The 16,027-nt window shown below is 68.2% G+C and carries 16 protein-coding genes; 4 read left to right on the top strand and 12 right to left on the bottom strand.

What is annotated here, in order from left to right; all coding sequences use genetic code 11:
* Positions 1-47 precede the first annotated feature (47 nt).
* The 9 genes from glmM to SBI67_RS28135 form a co-directional block, all read right to left on the bottom strand.
* Positions 48-1,382, bottom strand: coding sequence for a phosphoglucosamine mutase (gene glmM, locus SBI67_RS28095; protein WP_318983719.1), 1,335 nt, complete (start codon positions 1,380-1,382; stop codon positions 48-50).
* Between the two features lie 98 nt (positions 1,383-1,480).
* Positions 1,481-1,972, bottom strand: a complete 492-nt coding sequence (gene rpsI, locus SBI67_RS28100) for a 30S ribosomal protein S9 (RefSeq protein ID WP_413232584.1) — start codon at positions 1,970-1,972, stop codon at positions 1,481-1,483.
* Between the two features lie 26 nt (positions 1,973-1,998).
* Positions 1,999-2,442: a 50S ribosomal protein L13 gene (gene rplM / locus SBI67_RS28105; protein WP_024455524.1), complete on the bottom strand. Its 444-nt coding sequence runs from the start codon at positions 2,440-2,442 to the stop codon at positions 1,999-2,001.
* A 185-nt stretch (positions 2,443-2,627) separates the two neighbouring features.
* On the bottom strand, positions 2,628-4,511 hold the full coding sequence (locus SBI67_RS28110) for a propionyl-CoA synthetase (protein WP_318983738.1): 1,884 nt from the start codon (positions 4,509-4,511) through the stop codon (positions 2,628-2,630).
* Between the two features lie 61 nt (positions 4,512-4,572).
* A complete protein-coding gene (locus tag SBI67_RS28115) occupies positions 4,573-4,932 on the bottom strand; it encodes a glycerol dehydratase reactivase beta/small subunit family protein (protein ID WP_318983720.1) in 360 nt (119 codons plus the stop codon).
* Entirely contained in the window at positions 4,925-6,796 is a 1,872-nt protein-coding gene (locus SBI67_RS28120) for a diol dehydratase reactivase subunit alpha (RefSeq protein WP_318983721.1), read from the bottom strand. Before SBI67_RS28120 ends, SBI67_RS28115 begins: the two co-directional genes overlap by 8 nt.
* A gap of 13 nt (positions 6,797-6,809) precedes the next feature.
* Positions 6,810-7,400 (bottom strand): propanediol/glycerol family dehydratase medium subunit, encoded by a 591-nt coding sequence (locus SBI67_RS28125; protein WP_318983722.1) that lies wholly within the window; start codon positions 7,398-7,400, stop codon positions 6,810-6,812.
* The gene (locus SBI67_RS28130) at positions 7,397-9,103 is read right to left on the bottom strand and encodes a propanediol/glycerol family dehydratase large subunit (RefSeq protein WP_318983723.1); all 1,707 of its coding nucleotides are present in this window, start codon (positions 9,101-9,103) and stop codon (positions 7,397-7,399) included. The genes SBI67_RS28125 and SBI67_RS28130 overlap by 4 nt, the downstream gene beginning before the upstream one ends.
* A 9-nt stretch (positions 9,104-9,112) precedes the next feature.
* A complete protein-coding gene (locus tag SBI67_RS28135; protein ID WP_318983724.1) occupies positions 9,113-9,541 on the bottom strand; it encodes a diol dehydratase small subunit in 429 nt (142 codons plus the stop codon).
* Positions 9,542-9,810: 269 nt separating this feature from the next.
* Here SBI67_RS28135 and SBI67_RS28140 point away from each other — a divergent pair, with 269 nt between their 5' ends.
* The 3 genes from SBI67_RS28140 (at position 9,811) to cobA (ending at position 12,464) form a co-directional block, all read left to right on the top strand.
* Positions 9,811-10,545, top strand: a complete 735-nt coding sequence (locus SBI67_RS28140) for a (2Fe-2S)-binding protein (RefSeq protein ID WP_318983725.1) — start codon at positions 9,811-9,813, stop codon at positions 10,543-10,545.
* Between the two features lie 190 nt (positions 10,546-10,735).
* Positions 10,736-11,353, top strand: coding sequence for a response regulator transcription factor (locus SBI67_RS28145; protein WP_318983726.1), 618 nt, complete (start codon positions 10,736-10,738; stop codon positions 11,351-11,353).
* Positions 11,346-12,464, top strand: a complete 1,119-nt coding sequence (gene cobA / locus SBI67_RS28150) for a uroporphyrinogen-III C-methyltransferase (RefSeq protein WP_318983727.1) — start codon at positions 11,346-11,348, stop codon at positions 12,462-12,464. Before SBI67_RS28145 ends, cobA begins: the two co-directional genes overlap by 8 nt.
* Before the next feature lie 85 nt (positions 12,465-12,549).
* On the opposite strand, the gene SBI67_RS28155 is transcribed toward cobA, so the two are convergent.
* The gene (locus SBI67_RS28155) at positions 12,550-13,263 is read right to left on the bottom strand and encodes an MIP/aquaporin family protein (protein ID WP_318983728.1); all 714 of its coding nucleotides are present in this window, start codon (positions 13,261-13,263) and stop codon (positions 12,550-12,552) included.
* Positions 13,264-13,517: 254 nt separating this feature from the next.
* Between SBI67_RS28155 and SBI67_RS28160 the strand changes: the two genes are divergently transcribed.
* Positions 13,518-13,916, top strand: coding sequence for a GlcG/HbpS family heme-binding protein (locus tag SBI67_RS28160; protein ID WP_266046543.1), 399 nt, complete (start codon positions 13,518-13,520; stop codon positions 13,914-13,916).
* A 43-nt stretch (positions 13,917-13,959) separates the two neighbouring features.
* Here the strand turns inward: SBI67_RS28160 and glpK are convergent, their stop codons facing one another.
* Both glpK and SBI67_RS28170 read right to left on the bottom strand, forming a co-directional pair.
* Positions 13,960-15,477, bottom strand: a complete 1,518-nt coding sequence (gene glpK, locus SBI67_RS28165; protein ID WP_318983729.1) for a glycerol kinase GlpK — start codon at positions 15,475-15,477, stop codon at positions 13,960-13,962.
* A gap of 8 nt (positions 15,478-15,485) precedes the next feature.
* Entirely contained in the window at positions 15,486-15,905 is a 420-nt protein-coding gene (locus SBI67_RS28170; RefSeq protein WP_318983730.1) for a DUF779 domain-containing protein, read from the bottom strand.
* Between the last annotated feature and the right edge of the window lie 122 nt (positions 15,906-16,027).

The following is a 16,027-nucleotide window of genomic DNA, read 5'->3' on the forward strand; positions in this document are numbered from 1 at the left end:
GTTAGGACGCGGCGGACACCCGATCGGTTCCCTGCGGAGCGGAGAAACTACTTGTGCCCGCTCACCGATTCGGCGACCCGCACGGCCAACTGACGAGCGGTGTCCTCGTCGGCGGCTTCCACCATCACCCGGACCACCTGTTCGGTTCCCGACGGACGCAACAGGATTCGCCCGGTATCACCGAGTTCGGCCTCGGCGGCAGCCACCGCCGTCTGCACCGACGGCGCCTGCGCCACCGTGGTCTTGTCGGTCACCGCGACGTTGATCAGCACCTGCGGCAACGTCTGCATGGGCCGGCAAAGCTCGGCCAGGCTGGCTCGGGTCTGGGCCATCCGCGACATCAAGCGCAGCCCGGTGACGATCCCGTCGCCGGTGGTGCCGAAGGCGGGAAGCACGATGTGACCGGATTGCTCACCGCCCAGGGAGAACTCGCCGTTGCGCAGCTCTTCGAGGACATAGCGGTCACCGACCGCGGTGGTACGCACCTCGATCCCGGCTGCGCGCATCGCCAGGTGCAATCCCAGGTTGCTCATCACGGTGGTCACCAGGGTGTTGGACGCCAGTTCGCCGGCGTCCTGCATGGCCAGCGCGAGCATCACCATGATGGCGTCGCCGTCGACGATCTCACCGCGGGCGTCGACGGCCAGGCAACGGTCGGCGTCACCGTCGTGGGCCAGGCCCAGGTCGGCGTGGTGGGCGAGCACCGCGTGCCGCAGGGTGTCCATGTGGGTGGACCCGCAGTGGTCGTTGATGTTGAGGCCGTCGGGTTCGGCGTGCAACGCGATCACGGTGGCACCGGCGGCGCGGTAAGCGCGCGGTGCGGCCTGGAACGCGGCGCCGTTGGCACAGTCGACGACGACGGTCAGCCCGTCCAGCGGGGTGCTCACGGCCTTCTGCACGTGTCGCAGGTAGCGCTCCAGCGCGTCACCGGCGTCGACCACCCGCCCGATACCGGCACCGAGCGGCCGGCTACCGGGGCCGGCGTTGACCAGTTCCTCGATGCGGTCCTCGGTGGCGTCGTCGAGCTTGTGCCCGCCGGGGCCGAAGATCTTGATGCCGTTGTCCGGCATGGCGTTGTGCGAGGCCGAGATCATCACGCCGAAGTCGGCGTCGTAGGCGTTGGTCAGGTACGCCACCGCGGGGGTGGGCAGCACACCGACCCGAAGCGCGTCCACGCCCTCGGCGGTGAGGCCGGCGATGACGGCCGCTTCGAGCATCTCACCGCTGGCCCGCGGATCCCGGCCGACCACGGCGATCCGGCGGCGGGCGGTCTCGATGTTGCCGAGCCGGGCGGTGGCCGAACCCAGCGCCAGCGCCAGTTCGGCGGTCAGCTCGCGATTGGCGACACCGCGCACTCCGTCGGTCCCGAACAGTCGGCGCATCTTCGTGTGGTCCTCCTCGCGTGCGGCTGCACTCTTCCATGAAATGCCGAAGGCGGGCGTGTCCATACTGCGACACGCCCGCCGACGAGCGGAAACGATCAGCGCTTGCTGTACTGAGGCGCCTTACGGGCCTTCTTGAGGCCGTACTTCTTGCGCTCGATGGCACGCGGGTCGCGGGTGAGGAAGCCGGCCTTCTTCAGCGCCGGACGGTCCTCGGGCTGGACCAGGATCAGCGCCCGGGCGATGGCCAGGCGCAGCGCGCCGGCCTGCCCGGACGGGCCGCCACCATCGAGGTGCGCGTAGATGTCGAACTGGTCGACGCGGTCCACCGTGACCAGCGGGGCCTTGATGAGCTGCTGGTGCACCTTGTTGGGGAAGTAGTTCTCCAGCGTGCGGCCGTCCAGGTGGAACTGGCCGGTGCCGGGCACCAGGCGAACGCGGACCACGGCCTCCTTGCGGCGGCCGACGGTCTGGATCGGGCGGTCGATGTAGACGGGCTCACGGGGAGCGGCGTCCTCGATGACCGCTTCCTCGTAAACCTCGGTGGTCTCACCGGTCTCGGGGGACTCCTCGAAGACCTCTTCGGTCACCTCGGTCTCGGTCCCAGTCACTTCGGTCACTGTGCCACCTGCTTGATTTCGAACGGAACCGGCTGCTGCGCGGCGTGCGGATGCTCCGGGCCGGCGTACACCTTCAGCTTCTTCTGGATCTGACGGCTCAGCTTGTTGTGCGGCAGCATGCCGACGATCGCGTTCTCGACGACGCGGGTCGGGTGCTTCTCCAGCAGCTCGCCGATGGTGCGCTTACGCAGACCGCCCGGGTAACCCGAGTGGCGGTAGGCGAACTTGTTGTTGAGCTTGTCGCCGCTGACGGCGACCTTCTCGGCGTTGATCACGATGACGAAATCGCCACCGTCGACATTGGGCGTGAACGTCGGCTTGTGCTTGCCACGGAGCAGCTTGGCTGCTTCCACGGCGAGTCGGCCGAGCACCACGTCCTGGGCGTCGATGACGTACCACTGACGCGTGGTGTCACCCGCCTTCGGCGTGTATGTAGGCACAGTCCCTACCTTCTCTTCTCGGGTTGGTGTTGCCGGTCCGGTGTGCGCCCGTCAAATCCCAGCGACCGACGTTGACCTGGGAACCACCTCCCCGCATGGGGGCGGCGCACACCAACGGAGCAGCTTACCGGGCGCCGTCACCGCAGGTCAAAACGCCCGAGCCGGGTGCGGTGCGGCGGTCCCGCTCAGGGGGCCAGGATCGGCCGCAGCGCGTGCAGCACCGCCGGGTCCTCGATGGTCGACGGCAGCGGCTCGTCCTTGCCGTGCGCGATACCGCGCATGGCCTTGCGCAGGATCTTGCCCGAGCGGGTCTTGGGCAGCGCGGGCACGACGTCGACCGATTTGAAGCTGGCGACCGCACCGATCTCGTTACGCACCAGGGCGATCAGCTCGTCGGCCAGGGTCTCGGCCGACAGCTGCCCCGCCACGTTGGCCTTGAGCACCACCAATCCGCGCGGCACCTGCCCCTTGATCTCGTCGGCCACCCCGATGACCGCGCATTCGGCCACCGCCGGATGGGTGGCCAGCACCGCCTCGATCGCGCCCGTGGAGAACCGGTGCCCGGCGACGTTGATCACGTCGTCGATGCGGCCCATGACGAACAGGTAGCCGTCCTCGTCGAGGTAGCCGCCGTCACCGGTCAGGTAGTAGCCGGGGTACTCGCTCAGGTAGGACGCCGCGAAGCGGGCGTCGTCACCCCACAGGGTGGGCAGCGTGCCGGGCGGCAGCGGCATGCGGATGCAGACCGCGCCCTCCTCCCCCGGCCCGCACGGCACCCCGTCGGCGGTCAGGATCGTCACGTCGTATCCGGGCATCGGGACCGTCGGTGAGCCCGCCTTGAACGCCAGGCGCTGCACCCCGACCGGGTTGGCGGCGATGGCCCAGCCGGTCTCGGTCTGCCACCAGTGGTCCACCACCGGGATCCCGAGCTTGCGCACCGCCCAGTGATAGGTGTCGGGGTCCAGCCGTTCACCGGCCAGGAACAGATGGGCCAGCGAGGACAGGTCGTAGCGGGCCAGGTAGTTGCCGTCCGGGTCTTCCTTGCGGATCGCGCGGATCGCCGTCGGAGCGGTGAACAGCACCTTCACCCGGTACTCGTCGACCACCCGCCAGAACGCGCCCGGATCGGGGGTGCCGACCGGCTTGCCCTCGTAGAGCACGGTGGTGGCGCCCAGCAGCAGCGGCCCGTAGACGATGTAGGAGTGGCCCACCACCCAGCCGACGTCGGAGGCCGCCCAGAACACCTCACCGGGTGCCATGTCGTAGATGTGGCGCATGCTCCACAACAGGGCCACCGCATGGCCGCCGTTGTCGCGCACCACCCCCTTGGGCTTGCCGGTGGTACCCGAGGTGTAGAGCACGTACAGCGGGTCGGTGGCAGCGACGGGGACCGCGTCCTGCGCGGTGGCGGTGAACATCGCCTCGTGCCAGTCCACGTCGCGGCCGGCCACCAGCTCGCACGGCGCCTGGTCACGCTGCACGATGACGCAGTGCGCGGGCGGATGCGCCGACGCCTCCAGTGCGGCATCGAGCATCGGCTTGTAGGCGACGGTGCGCGACGGTTCGATGCCGCACGAGGCGGAGACGACGACCGTGGGCTGGGCGTCGTCGATACGCGCGGCCAGCTCGTGGGCGGCGAACCCGCCGAACACCACCGAGTGCACCGCGCCGATCCGGGCGCAGGCCAGCATGGCGATGACCGCCTCCGGGATCATCGGCATGTAGATGACCACCCGGTCGCCCTTGCGCACGCCGAGCCCGTGCAGCACACCGGCGAAACGCGCCACCTCGTCCAGCAATTCGCGGTAGGTGTAGGTGCGTTTGGTCTCCGTGACCGGGGAGTCGTAGATCAGCGCCGGCTGCTCGGCGCGGCCACCGGCCACGTGCCGATCCAGGGCATTGACGCAGGTGTTCAGCTCACCGTCGGGGAACCAGCGGTAAAACGGCGGATTGCTGTCGTCGAGCACCCGCTGGGGTGGGCGGCTCCACGTGACGGCATCGGCGGCCTGCGCCCAGAAGGCGGCAGGCTCGGTGATGCTGGCCTGATAGAGCTCCCGGTAATCGCCCATGGCGGGCACACCTCCATTGTTCAGCGGGTTGGTCACGGTCACAGTCAGATCAGGGGCAGGGTCACGGTGTCACGGCACGCAACGGGATACCGACGACGATCCGAGCGGCGTTGTGTCCCAACGTGCGTGCCACCACCGAGCTGACCGCGGGCCCGCTGTGCAGGCCCACGGTGGGCCCCGCCAGCTGCTCGTGCTGCACGCTGATCGCGCCGTCGGCGTCGATCCCGACACCGACCGACAGCGACGAGTCGAGCGCCGCCGAGCGGGCCAGCAGGTGTGCGTCGTCGTCGGTCGACCGCCGCGCCAGCACCGCCGGGACGCCTTCCTCCTCGATACCGGCCAGCACGTGATCTTCCAGATCTTGTGCCCCACTGCTGATCACGACGATCGCCGGCGGGACGGGTTGACCCCCCTCACGCATGAGCGGTCACCCCGGCCGTCGCGAAGGCCGCCACCAAGCCGGAGGCCACCGCATTGCGGGGCCCCTCGGTGCCGCGCACGTTGCCGGTGCCGCAGACGATTCCGTACGGAGCGACGGCATCGGCGATCAGCTGCGGGATCTCGAAGTCCAGCGCGCAGCCGCCGAGCAGCACCACGAATCCGATCTGGCGCAGATCACCGCCAGGGGCGATCGCCCGCAAGGCCCGCAGCGCGTTGACCACGAATACCCGCTCCTTGGCGGTGCGCCGCACGGTGCGGATACGGTCGAGCGGGTGTCGGGTCGGGATGGGACTCATCCCGGTGTCGCCGAGTGTCACCACCCGCGCGAAAGCCGTTGCCGGCAAAGGCGTGTCGAAGAACTGCACGGTGCCGTTCTCCAGCCGGACGTGAAAGAAGCTCTCCGCCTTGCCCAGTGGGCAGCGCTTGATCTGCTCGGCCAGCTCCAGGTTGTCCAGGCCGAGCTCGGCGTCGATGAGCTTGGTGACCAGATCGCCGGCACCGGCCAGATGCGTTGCCTCGGTTCGCCCGTCGGTCTGGATCACCGCAGCGTCCGACGATCCGCCGCCCAGGTCGAGCACCACCAGGGGCTTGTCGGTGCCCGGGGTGGTCAGCGCGCCGAGCACCGCCATCTCGGCTTCGACGCCGCCCACCACGACCTCGACGGCCTCGGCGCCCAGGCCGCGCAGCTGCACTGCCACCGCGTCGGCGACGGCCTGCATGCCACTTTCCTTGGTGCGTACCATCGCCGCCAGCGCGACGGCATTCTCCAGGGCGACCTCGCCGGCCACCCCACCGCGCACCTCCTTGGGCACCAGCGTGTCGATGGCCAGCAGATCCTGGATGTGCACGTCGGCCAGCGGGTGATTGGACAGATCGGCCATGCTTTGGCGGACGTTGGCGATCATGCCGCCGGCATTGGTGCCGGCCTCGCCGGTGACGTCCCGCAGCGGGCTGACGCGCTCCACTTCGGCCATCATCTCGACCGCGCCGCGGGAGACGTCGACCGTCGCGGTCTTGCGGGCGCCGATCAGCGTGAGCGCCCCCGCCGGAATGGTCCGGTCGGCGACATCGCCGGACGGCGTCCGGACCACCACTGCCGACCGGTTGCCGGTCAGTGCCCGAGCCACGGGTGAGACCACCCTGGTCTGGTCGGGGTCGAGCCCGAAGATCGTTGCCAGCCCATAGGCATTCGACAAGGTCCGGATGGACTGCCCCGGCGCGGCCACCTCGACGGCGGCGGTCATGCCGCGCGGCACCGCTTCGATCAGCGAGACCTCGTCGATGATCGGGATCTTGGTGTCCAGCCGGTTGGCCACCAGCACGGCATCGTCGTTGCGCAGGATCGCGCCGGTGACCTCCACCCCGCGGTGCACCGCCGCGTTGATGTTCGCCGCGACCACGTCGAAGTCGATATCGGCGGGCACCACCACGATCAGCGGCGTGCCCGGCGCGGCGTCGCTCAACGACGCGAAGTCGACGATGGTGCCGACCCCCAGACCGCGTCCGCCCGGGGTGCGCGGATCATGACCGATCATCGTCGATTCGGTGATGATGGTCTCGGTGATGGTCTCCATGGCCAGCCCGCTGATCACCGGGGTCGCCTCGTTCAGCAGCACCACATCCAGATCGGCGATGGCGATCCCGCCGTGCTGCAGGGCCCACACCACGGACTTGGCGACGCCCTCGACGTTCTTGACGGTGCCCTTGATGCCGGTGGTGCGGGTCAGGGCAGCCCCGAGGAACTCCACCTCGCCGTCGGCGCCGATCGTGGCGAGGCTGGCTTCGGTGGTGGAGTTACCGATGTCGACCCCGACCACCGTGCGTTTACCGCTGTCGTTTCCCAACCCGAAACCCGAATCACACCACCGCGGCTGCGGAGAACTCCGGCATCAGCTCGACCGGCTTGGCGTCCTTACGCACCAGTTCGGTCTCCTTCAGGTGCAGCAACGCGGCCTTGGCCTGCCAGCGTGGGCGGGCCATTTGGTCGTTGAGCGTCGGAACCGGTTCCGGGGATTCACCTTTGGCGTACTGTGCGGCGTTGGATCCGATGCGCCGGTAGGTCTCCAGGGTGAGCAACGGGCACTGCGGGAACAGTTCCAGGCTGGACAACCGCGGCAGGTCACGTTGGTGGATCATCGAGGTGCCCCGGGACAGGATGCCGATCCCGATGCCCGATCCCGACAGCCGGGCGGCGGTGTGCGCCATCGCCGCCAGGTCGGAGGAGTTGCGCACCCGGATCACCCGGGCGGCGACCTCCTGTTCTTCGATACCGGCCAGCACCTGGCGGATCACCTCGGACAGCGGGATGTCGACGATGGTCTTGCTGAACAGCTCTCCGAAACCCGGCGAGATGGCGATCACGACCTCGTCGGGCCGGCTGCCGCGCGTCGCGGGACCGGTCTCGGTGAAGGTCAGTTCGCGTTGAACATCGTTGCTCGACACGGTCATTGCACCTCTTCTTCGGGGTTCGACGCGCTCGTCACGTGACGAAGCCGCTTCATCTCTTCCCACCGTTCACCCGACGGGCGGTAGCCGGTGCCGGGGCCGGCGTAGTCGTTGGCGTCGTTGATCGCCGAGAGCGGCGCACCCTTGGTCAGGATCGCCGAGGTCTGCAACAGGTCACCGGAGATCCGCTGGCGCAGGCTGGCCAGCAGGTTCTCGGCGATATCGGAGAAGCCGGTGGCTTCCAGCGCCTTCACCAGATCCAATCCGGTGATGTTGCGGTCCATCACCTGCTGCGCACCCTTGAGATCCTCCAGCACGTCCCGGGGTATCAGATCCTGACTTCCGTTGGCGTACACCGCCGTCTCGACCTCGGCGTCGGTGATCGGCGGCAGGTCGAGGTACTTGAACACCGCCTGCAGCGCCTTGGCCGCCTTGGTGCGCGCCGCCAGGATCTCGGACTCCTTCACGTGCCGCAGACCGCCGTCGATCTGCAGGTCCCGCTGAATGGTGTTGAAGTCGTCGAAGTCGTCGCTGTCGACGTTCGACCCGGCGAACATGTTGTCGTAGTTGGGCACCGCCGAATAGCCCGAGCACACGAAGTCGGTGCCCGGCATCATCTGCGGCATCAGCCGCGCGGTGCGCCGCATCGGCGAGTGTGAGAACGACTGGTCGTTGCCGGACGCGCACTCCAGGTCCACCGCCGACGCGATCAGGTTCTCGGCGGCCACCGCGCGGATACCGCCGGGCACCGCACCGGGAACGCCGATACAGGAGATCGAGCCGTTCTGCAGGCCCTGCACCCCGGCTCCCTTGGTCACCAGGATGCAGCGGATCTCCAGGTACAGCATGGACTTTCCTTGCGCGTTGCCCATCTGCACCTCGGATCCGGTACCGGACGTGAAGCGCATCTTGATGCCGCGGGACGCGTAGGCCGCCGCCAGGAACGCCTTCGACCACGGGGTGTCGTCGCCGTCGACGAAGACCGGTTCGGTGCCGTACACCGAAATGGTCTCGGCGTACCCGGTGATCCCGCGCATGCCGAGTTCGAGTTCGGTGGCCTCTTCCAGGGCGCACTGGGTCTGGGCGCCGGCCGCACCGGCCTGGCTTCCGATGGCCTGCGCCATGGCGACCAGTGGCGCATACCGGACGACACCCAAAGTGGTTTCCACTTCTGCGAATCCGCGCAGGGTGGCCTCGGCGGCCTCACACGCCACCTGCAGCGGGTTGTCCCGGGCGCTGGTGCAGTGCGCCTGGTTCGCCGGGGTACGGCGGGCGCGCATCTTCTGCATGCCCATCATGATCTCGACGATGTTGAGCTTCTTGGCGACGGCCAGCAGCTTGGCCGGGGTGAGGCCCTTGGTGACGGCGATGACGTCGTCGCGGCTGACACCCGGGTCGACGAGCATGCCGGCGATCTGGTCCGCCGGAATCGCCATGGACTGTTCGGTGGTCGTCACGTCGATCGCCTTGTCGGCGATGAACTGGTCGATGAAGTCGAAGTCGGCGCGGGCGGTGCCGTCCATCTCGACGATCAGGCCGTTCTCCACCCGGACGCTGGGTTCGGGATCGAACGGGCTGTCCATGGCCACCATCCCGACTTCGGGCCACTCCTCGACGAAGCCGTCGAGATTGACCGGTCGGGCTTCCAATGCCTGGGTGCGCAGCGATTGCCGGACGGCGGCCGGATGGGGAGCTACTGCAGTCATTCGGTTCTCCTATTCGCTGGTGGCCAGGATGTCGCGGCGCTCGTAGACGTCGGCCGCCTCGAGCACCAGGGTGGCCAGGTGGCTGGCCTGGTACCGGGTGGTGAGTTCGTCGGCGATCGCTTCGAGCTCGGCCTTGGTCGAGGCGTTGGGCCGCAACGCGTTGTAGATCTCCAGCACCCTGGCGTCCGGGATGGCGGTCATCTCGGCCGCGCGGCGCAGGTTCGCCCCGAGCTGGGGCCGGCCCACCTTCTCCGAGATCTGGGCCTGCAGTCGCAGGGTGTCGGGGGTGATGCGCAGGTCGGTCGCCTCGATGTCACCGGCGACCACGGCGTCGATGGTGATGTCGTCGATCGTTTTGCCGTTGGGGGTGAACAGCAGATCGCGTCGGTGGACACTGAGCGGGTAGTCGGTCGCGGGGTCCAGGGTGGGTTCCGTCATGCACTACTCCCAGTTGAGGGATGACCGCCCGAAGGGGTCATCTCGGTCCATCACTCCATCGTTGTGACACGGACTGGCCGCGACCCGCCCATTGTGTCTCGTGTCACGTTGCACCGACGTTGCAGCAATCATCCGCGCCAAACGTGCTGGTCAGCGTGTTGCTGTCGCGGCGGCCCCACCGTTCGGTGAGGTTCACCACTCCACCATCCGGCCAGTTCTGCGGTATCGGCGGGTCGGCGCCGCGCCTGCGGCGCTAGCGTGCAACCACCATGAGCGGCGGCAGCACACCCGGCGGCGCCGAGCTGGCCGAATTGGCCGCGCTCGGCGAGTACTTCACGCTGCCCGTCCTCTCGAATGCCGATCCGGACACCGAATGGCAGTGCTTGCCAGCCCTTTTCACCGATGCCACGCTGACCGATCACGTCCGGCGCACGCACGCGGCGATGACGACGACGGCCGAGTGCCCGCCGCAGCGGATCCCGGTGCGGGTGGCGGCGTCGTCATTCCAGCTGGGGGTCACCGCGCGGCTGCTGTCACCGGTGATCGGGGCGGCGCTGTGCTTGGGCGCCATCCCCCTGCTCGACCTGCACTCAGTGCGCTGGTGTCCGTCGCACGGCCACACCCCGCGGTTCGCCGTCGCGGGCCCGGAGTGGGCCGACACCGGATCGGCCGGCACCATCTCGGCGACCGTGGTGTCGGCGCTGCTCACCCTCGGCGACCAGCTGGACCGGTTGTTCGCGCTGTCCACCCGGGTCAGTCGCGGCAATATCGCGTCGGCGGCCAATGGTGCGGTGACGGTGCTGGGGATGACCCGCCCCGATCTTCTCGTCCCGGGCCGCGCCCTGGTCCGGGCGCTGGTCCACACCGGTGCGCTGGCCGGCACCGGCAGTTTCACCGGCGATCGGTTCACCCGGCGCAGTTGTTGTCTGTACTACCAGGTGCCGCGGTCGGGACTGTGCGGGGACTGTGTGCTGGCTGCGTCACAGCCGGGCGGCACCGACTGACTTCGTCTCTTTGCAACCCCGGTGCAACGCTGCCGTCCGTAGCATTCGCCGCTCAGCGGCAGGACGGAGATCGACCATGGGCTGGTCACAGACGCGCTACGCACCCCCCGAACCGGTCAGGTGCGGCGCGGGGATCGATCGCTCCCCCGAAATCGGCGGTGCACCAGCGACTTTCACCCAGCCTGGCCCGGTGCGCACGGTGTTCGTGATGAACGACGAGTTGCTCAGGCACGGCCTGATGCACGTCGCCGGGCAGAGCGATGCCATCGCGCTGGTGGCGGACTTCGAGCATGGCCCCGGCCTGGCGGACCGGCTGCACGCGCTGGCTCCCGACCTGTTGGTGGTGGGCGCCGAAGCTGCGAGCGAGCTGGCGGCGCTGCTGGCCGAACTCGATCCGGCACCCAAAGTGGTGGCCGTCATCGACGGCGACGACCCCCGCGAACCGGCTCTCCCACTGGTCCGGGCCGGGGTCGACGGCGTGGTGGACCGCCGGTCGTCGTCGGCCGATCTGCTCGACACCATCGAACGGGTGCTCGACGGCCACAGCGCCCTCGACGCCCGCAGCGCCGACACCCTCATCACGGAATTGCGGGCGCAGTCCGAACCGGGCTACGCACGCCTGCTCACCCGCCGGGAAGGTGAGGTGCTGGGCCTGCTCACCAATGGTCTGGACAACCGGGCGATCGCCGCCACGCTGTTCATCTCGGAGGCGACGGTGAAGTTCCATCTGCACAACATCATGGACAAGTTCGGGGTACACAGCCGGGCAGCCCTGGTGGCCACCGTGCTGCGGGGGCGCCATGGCTGACGGCGGCAGCGGCGATATCGCCCTGCGCCTGCCGGTGCGCGGACGCGCGGTCACGGTGGTCGGATCCGATGATCGTGCGCTGGCCGTGGTCGGCGCGCTGGTGTCGGCCGGGGCCACGGTGACCGTGTTTGCGGTCCGGCCCGCCGCGTATCTGTCCGATCTGGCCGATCGCGGCCTGATCGCGTTGTGCCAGCGCGATGTCGAGGCCACCGATATGGAGGCGGCCGACCTGCTGTTCGCCCACACCGGTGTCCCGGTGACCGATCGTCGCATCGCCGAACAGGCCCGCCGGCGCGGACTGTTCTGCATCGTCTCCGACGAGCCCGCGGGACGTCCGGGGCCGCAACGGGACGGACGGGTGATCGTGGTCGGCGGCGGACCGGGTGATCCCGGTCTGCTCACCGTGGCCGGCCGGGAGGCGCTGAGCCGTGCCGACGTGGTGGTGGCCGACCGGCTGGCGCCGGTGGGTGCGCTCAATGACATTGCACCGCAAGCACAGATCATCGACGTGTCGAAGATTCCCGGCGGGCGCCGGACCGAACAGGACGATATCAACGCGATGCTGATCGAGCACGCCCGCGCCGGGCGCACCGTGGTGCGGCTCAAAGGCGGTGACGGGTTCGTCTTCGGCCGCGGCGGTGAGGAGGCCGACGAATGCGTGCGAGCGGGAGTCACCGTCGAGGTGATTCCCGGTGTCAGCTCGGCAATCGCGGCACCCGCAGCGGCTCTGATCCCGGTCACCCACCGCGGCCTCACCCAGGGCTTCACGGTGGTGTCCGGCCATGTGCCGCCGGAGCATCCGGACTGCACGGTGGACTACACCGCGCTGGCGCGGGCGAACACCACGATCGTGCTGATGATGGCGGTGGCCAACCTCGCTGAGATCACCCGCGCCCTGCTGGACGGCGGGCTGGCCCCGGGCACCCCGGCCGCCGTGATCGCCGATGGCACCCTGGCCGGCCAGCGAGTGATCCGGGCGGATCTGGCGACGATCGCCGCGGCCGCGCGCTCGGCGGCGGTGCGCCCGCCGGCGACCACCGTCATCGGTGCGGTCGCGGGTTTCGTGCCGGGGCATGCCTGCCGGCCGCTGGCCGCGCAACTGAGCGGCTGACCCGCCCCGTACACCCGAAATCCGACGTTCTGGTGGGATAACACCCGAAAGTGCCTGCAGAACGTCGGATTTGGGAGCCGCGTCGTTATCCGGGCAGCAGCCCAGCCAACCCGGCGGCCAGCGCCCCACCGATCAGTGGGGCCACCACCGGCACCCAGGCATAGTCCCAGCCTGCGCTGGCCTTGCCCTTGATCGGCATCAACGCGTAAGCCAGCCGCGGGCCGAGGTCCCGGGCCGGGTTGATGGCGTAGCCGGTCGGTCCACCGAGCCCGAAGCCGATGGTGATGATGACGAACGACACCGCCGCGTAACCCAGGTTCGTGTTGATCTGCGGGTTGGTCAGAATCCAGAACACCAGCACGAAGGTGGCGATCACCTCGGTGACGATGTTCCACGGGATCCCCCGGACGGCCGGCGAGGTGCAGAAGATGCCGCGGGTACCGGAGTTGTCGTCCATGTTGTCGAATTGGAGTTTGAAGGCGGCCCAGCACAACCAGGCGCCGACGAAGCCGCCCAGTACCTGCGCCGCCCAGTACACCGGGACCGATGACCAGGGCACCCCGCCCGACATGGCGACCGCGAGGGTGACGGCGGGGTTGAGGTGGGCCCCGGCCGGACTGGCGATACTGGCACCGGCGAACACCGCGAATCCCCAGCCGACCACGATGACGACCCAGTCGCCACCTCCGCCGTGCGAGAACGAGTTCTTCAGTACCACAGCGGCCACCGAGCCGTTCCCGAGCAGGCAGAGCACCGCAGTGCCAAGGAACTCCCAGACGAAGATGTCGATATTCGACACTGACACACCCTTCCTCGACCGCCAAAGGTTCTGCCGCACAGTCTTTGTGCCCCACGAGGCGCAGGTGTACTTTCCGTCGGGTACTGCCCACTTACTGTTCGAAGGGTCAGGTTTTGGTCAGGTTCTGGCCACCGGACACCGGTCCGGGATGAATCACCTGACCACGGTGATTGCGGCCATTATGATCGACGGCGGGCCACTGCACCCCGCGAACGTCAAAGTCTCTGCAGGAAAACCGATTCGAAAGGTCCGTCATGACATCCATCAGCCTGCCCGACGCCACCAGAGTGGTCGACGCCGCGATCGAGAAAGCCCGCGAGATCGGGCAGCCGATGAATATCGCCGTCGTCGACGACGGCGCTCATCTGGTGGCGTTCGCCAGGATGGACGGTGCCATCAAGGCCAGCATCGACATCTCGATTCGCAAGGCGCGCACGTCGATCCTGATGAATGCGCCCACGAGCGCGCTGACCGCGATCTCCCAGCCGGGAGCGGAGCTCTACGGGCTGGAACAGACCTGCGGCGGCTTGGTGATCTTCGGCGGGGGCATCCCGCTGACCGTCGACGGCGTGGTGGTCGGGGCGATCGGCGTGAGTGCGGGCAGTGTGGAGCAGGATGTCAGCGTGGCCGAGGCGGGTGTCGCGGCCCTGTAGAACCACATCGGCCCCGGCGCGCTGCGCCGGGGCCGATGCCGAGTTAGGACACGTCGACCCAGTCCAGGGTCCGCGCAACCGCCTTCTGCCAGCCCTCGTAGCCTTGCGCCCGTTGATCTTCCGACCACGAAGGTGACCAACGTTTGTCTTCCTGCCAGTTGGCCCGCAGGTCGTACGGATCGCTCCAGAAACCGACCGCCAGCCCGGCGGCGTAGGCCGCACCGAGCGCGGTCGTCTCGGCCACAACGGGTTTCACCACATCGACGCCCAACACATCGGCCTGGATCTGCATGCACAACTCGTTGGCCGTGATCCCACCGTCCACCTTGAGCACCTCCAGGTGCACGCCGGAGTCGGCCTCCATCGCGTCGACCACGTCGCGGCTCTGGTAGCAGATCGCCTCCAGCGTCGCGCGCGCCACGTGCGCGTTGGTGTTGAACCGCGACAATCCGACGATGGCGCCGCGGGCGTCCGAACGCCAGTACGGCGCGAACAGACCGGAGAATGCGGGCACGAAGTACACCCCGCCGTTGTCTGTGACCTGCCGCGCCAGCGCCTCGCTCTGCGCGGCCCCGCTGATGATGCCCAGCTGGTCGCGTAGCCACTGCACCGCCGATCCTGTCACGGCGATGGAACCCTCAAGGGCGTACACCGGTTTGGCGTCCCCGAACTGGTAGCAGACCGTGGTCAGCAGCCCGTTGTCCGAGCGCACGATCTTCTCGCCGGTGTTGAGCAGCAGGAAGTTGCCGGTGCCGTAGGTGTTCTTGGCTTCACCGGCCGACAAGCACACCTGACCCACCATCGCGGCCTGCTGATCACCGAGGATGCCGGTCACCGGCACCTCGCCGCCCATCGGGCCGGTGGCCAGGGTGGTCCCGTACGGTTCCGGCGACGAGGACGGCCGGATCTGCGGCAGCATCTGGCGCGGAATGCCGAAGAACGACAACAATTCGTCGTCCCAGTCCAGGGTCTCCAAATTCATCAGCATGGTGCGGCTGGCGTTGGTGACGTCGGTGACGTGCACGCCGCCGCGGGGGCCGCCGGTCAGGTTCCACACCACCCAGCTGTCGCTGTTGCCGAAGAGGGCGTCCCCCTTCTCGGCCGCCTCCCGCACGCCGTCGACGTTTTCCAGGATCCACTGGATCTTGCCGCCGGAGAAGTAGGTGGCCGGCGGCAGACCCGCCTTGCGACGGATGACGTCGCCTCGGCCGTCACGGTCCAGCGCCGAGGCGATTCGGTCGGTGCGGGTGTCCTGCCACACGATGGCGTTGTAGTAGGGCCTGCCGGTGTGCTTGTTCCATACCAGCGATGTTTCACGCTGGTTGGTGATGCCCAGTGCCGCAATGTCGTTGGGCTGCAGGTTGGTGTTGTTGAGCACCGATGTCAGCACCGACGCGGTGCGCTCCCAGATTTCCACCGGGTTGTGCTCGACCCAGCCGGCCTGAGGCAGGATCTGTTCGTGTTCGAGCTGATGTCGCCCCATCTCGGCACCGGCATGATCGAAGATCATGGCGCGGGTGCTCGTGGTGCCCTGGTCTATGGCTGCGACGAAATCGGGCAACGCTGCTCCTAACCGTTGAGATGTTGAGCCCGAGTCTGATCGGGTTCCAACGCATCGCATGTCGAGTTCTGCAGCCCGCTGACGATGCGGGCCCGCGACAAGAATCGCACGCCTTGTCCGGCTTCGAGGCTAAACCCGGCTCCCCGGCCCGCGACGACGTCGATGACCATCTGGGTGTGCTCCCAGACGGGGTACTGCGGGCCCGACACCCACACCGGGACCCCGAAAGGTTGGCGTTCGGAGACGACGTCGAGCATGCCGAGCAGCACGTCGCTGTCGCCGATCGGGAACTCCCCCACCAGGTAGCAGACCGGCGACGAGCCGTCGCCGCCGGCACCGGACTGGTGAAACATCAAGGGGCCGTGACGTTTCTGCAGGTGGATGAGCAGTTCCCCGGCCGGCCGAGTGATCAGGACCCGAGGTGTCATGGCCTGTTTAGAAGAAGCCGGCGGCGTTTTCGCTGTAGCTGACCAGCAGGTTCTTGGTCTGCTGGTAGTGATCGAGCATCATATGGTGGTTTTCCCGACCAATACCGGACTGCTTGTACCCA

Source organism: Mycolicibacterium chengduense, from assembly GCF_033741155.1.
In the GTDB taxonomy this organism is placed as follows: Bacteria; Actinomycetota; Actinomycetes; order Mycobacteriales; family Mycobacteriaceae; genus Mycobacterium.

Coding starts and splice junctions, on each gene's coding strand:
- glmM (WP_318983719.1), bottom strand. CDS start 1,382: ATGCGCCGACTGTTCGGGACCGACGGAGTGCGCGGTGTCGCCAATCGC.
- SBI67_RS28110 (WP_318983738.1), bottom strand. CDS start 4,511: ATGGGCGATTACCGGGAGCTCTATCAGGCCAGCATCACCGAGCCTGCC.
- SBI67_RS28115 (WP_318983720.1), bottom strand. CDS start 4,932: ATGCGTGAGGGGGGTCAACCCGTCCCGCCGGCGATCGTCGTGATCAGC.
- SBI67_RS28125 (WP_318983722.1), bottom strand. CDS start 7,400: ATGACCGTGTCGAGCAACGATGTTCAACGCGAACTGACCTTCACCGAG.
- SBI67_RS28130 (WP_318983723.1), bottom strand. CDS start 9,103: ATGACTGCAGTAGCTCCCCATCCGGCCGCCGTCCGGCAATCGCTGCGC.
- SBI67_RS28135 (WP_318983724.1), bottom strand. CDS start 9,541: ATGACGGAACCCACCCTGGACCCCGCGACCGACTACCCGCTCAGTGTC.
- SBI67_RS28140 (WP_318983725.1), top strand. CDS start 9,811: ATGAGCGGCGGCAGCACACCCGGCGGCGCCGAGCTGGCCGAATTGGCC.
- cobA (WP_318983727.1), top strand. CDS start 11,346: ATGGCTGACGGCGGCAGCGGCGATATCGCCCTGCGCCTGCCGGTGCGC.
- SBI67_RS28160 (WP_266046543.1), top strand. CDS start 13,518: ATGACATCCATCAGCCTGCCCGACGCCACCAGAGTGGTCGACGCCGCG.
- SBI67_RS28170 (WP_318983730.1), bottom strand. CDS start 15,905: ATGACACCTCGGGTCCTGATCACTCGGCCGGCCGGGGAACTGCTCATC.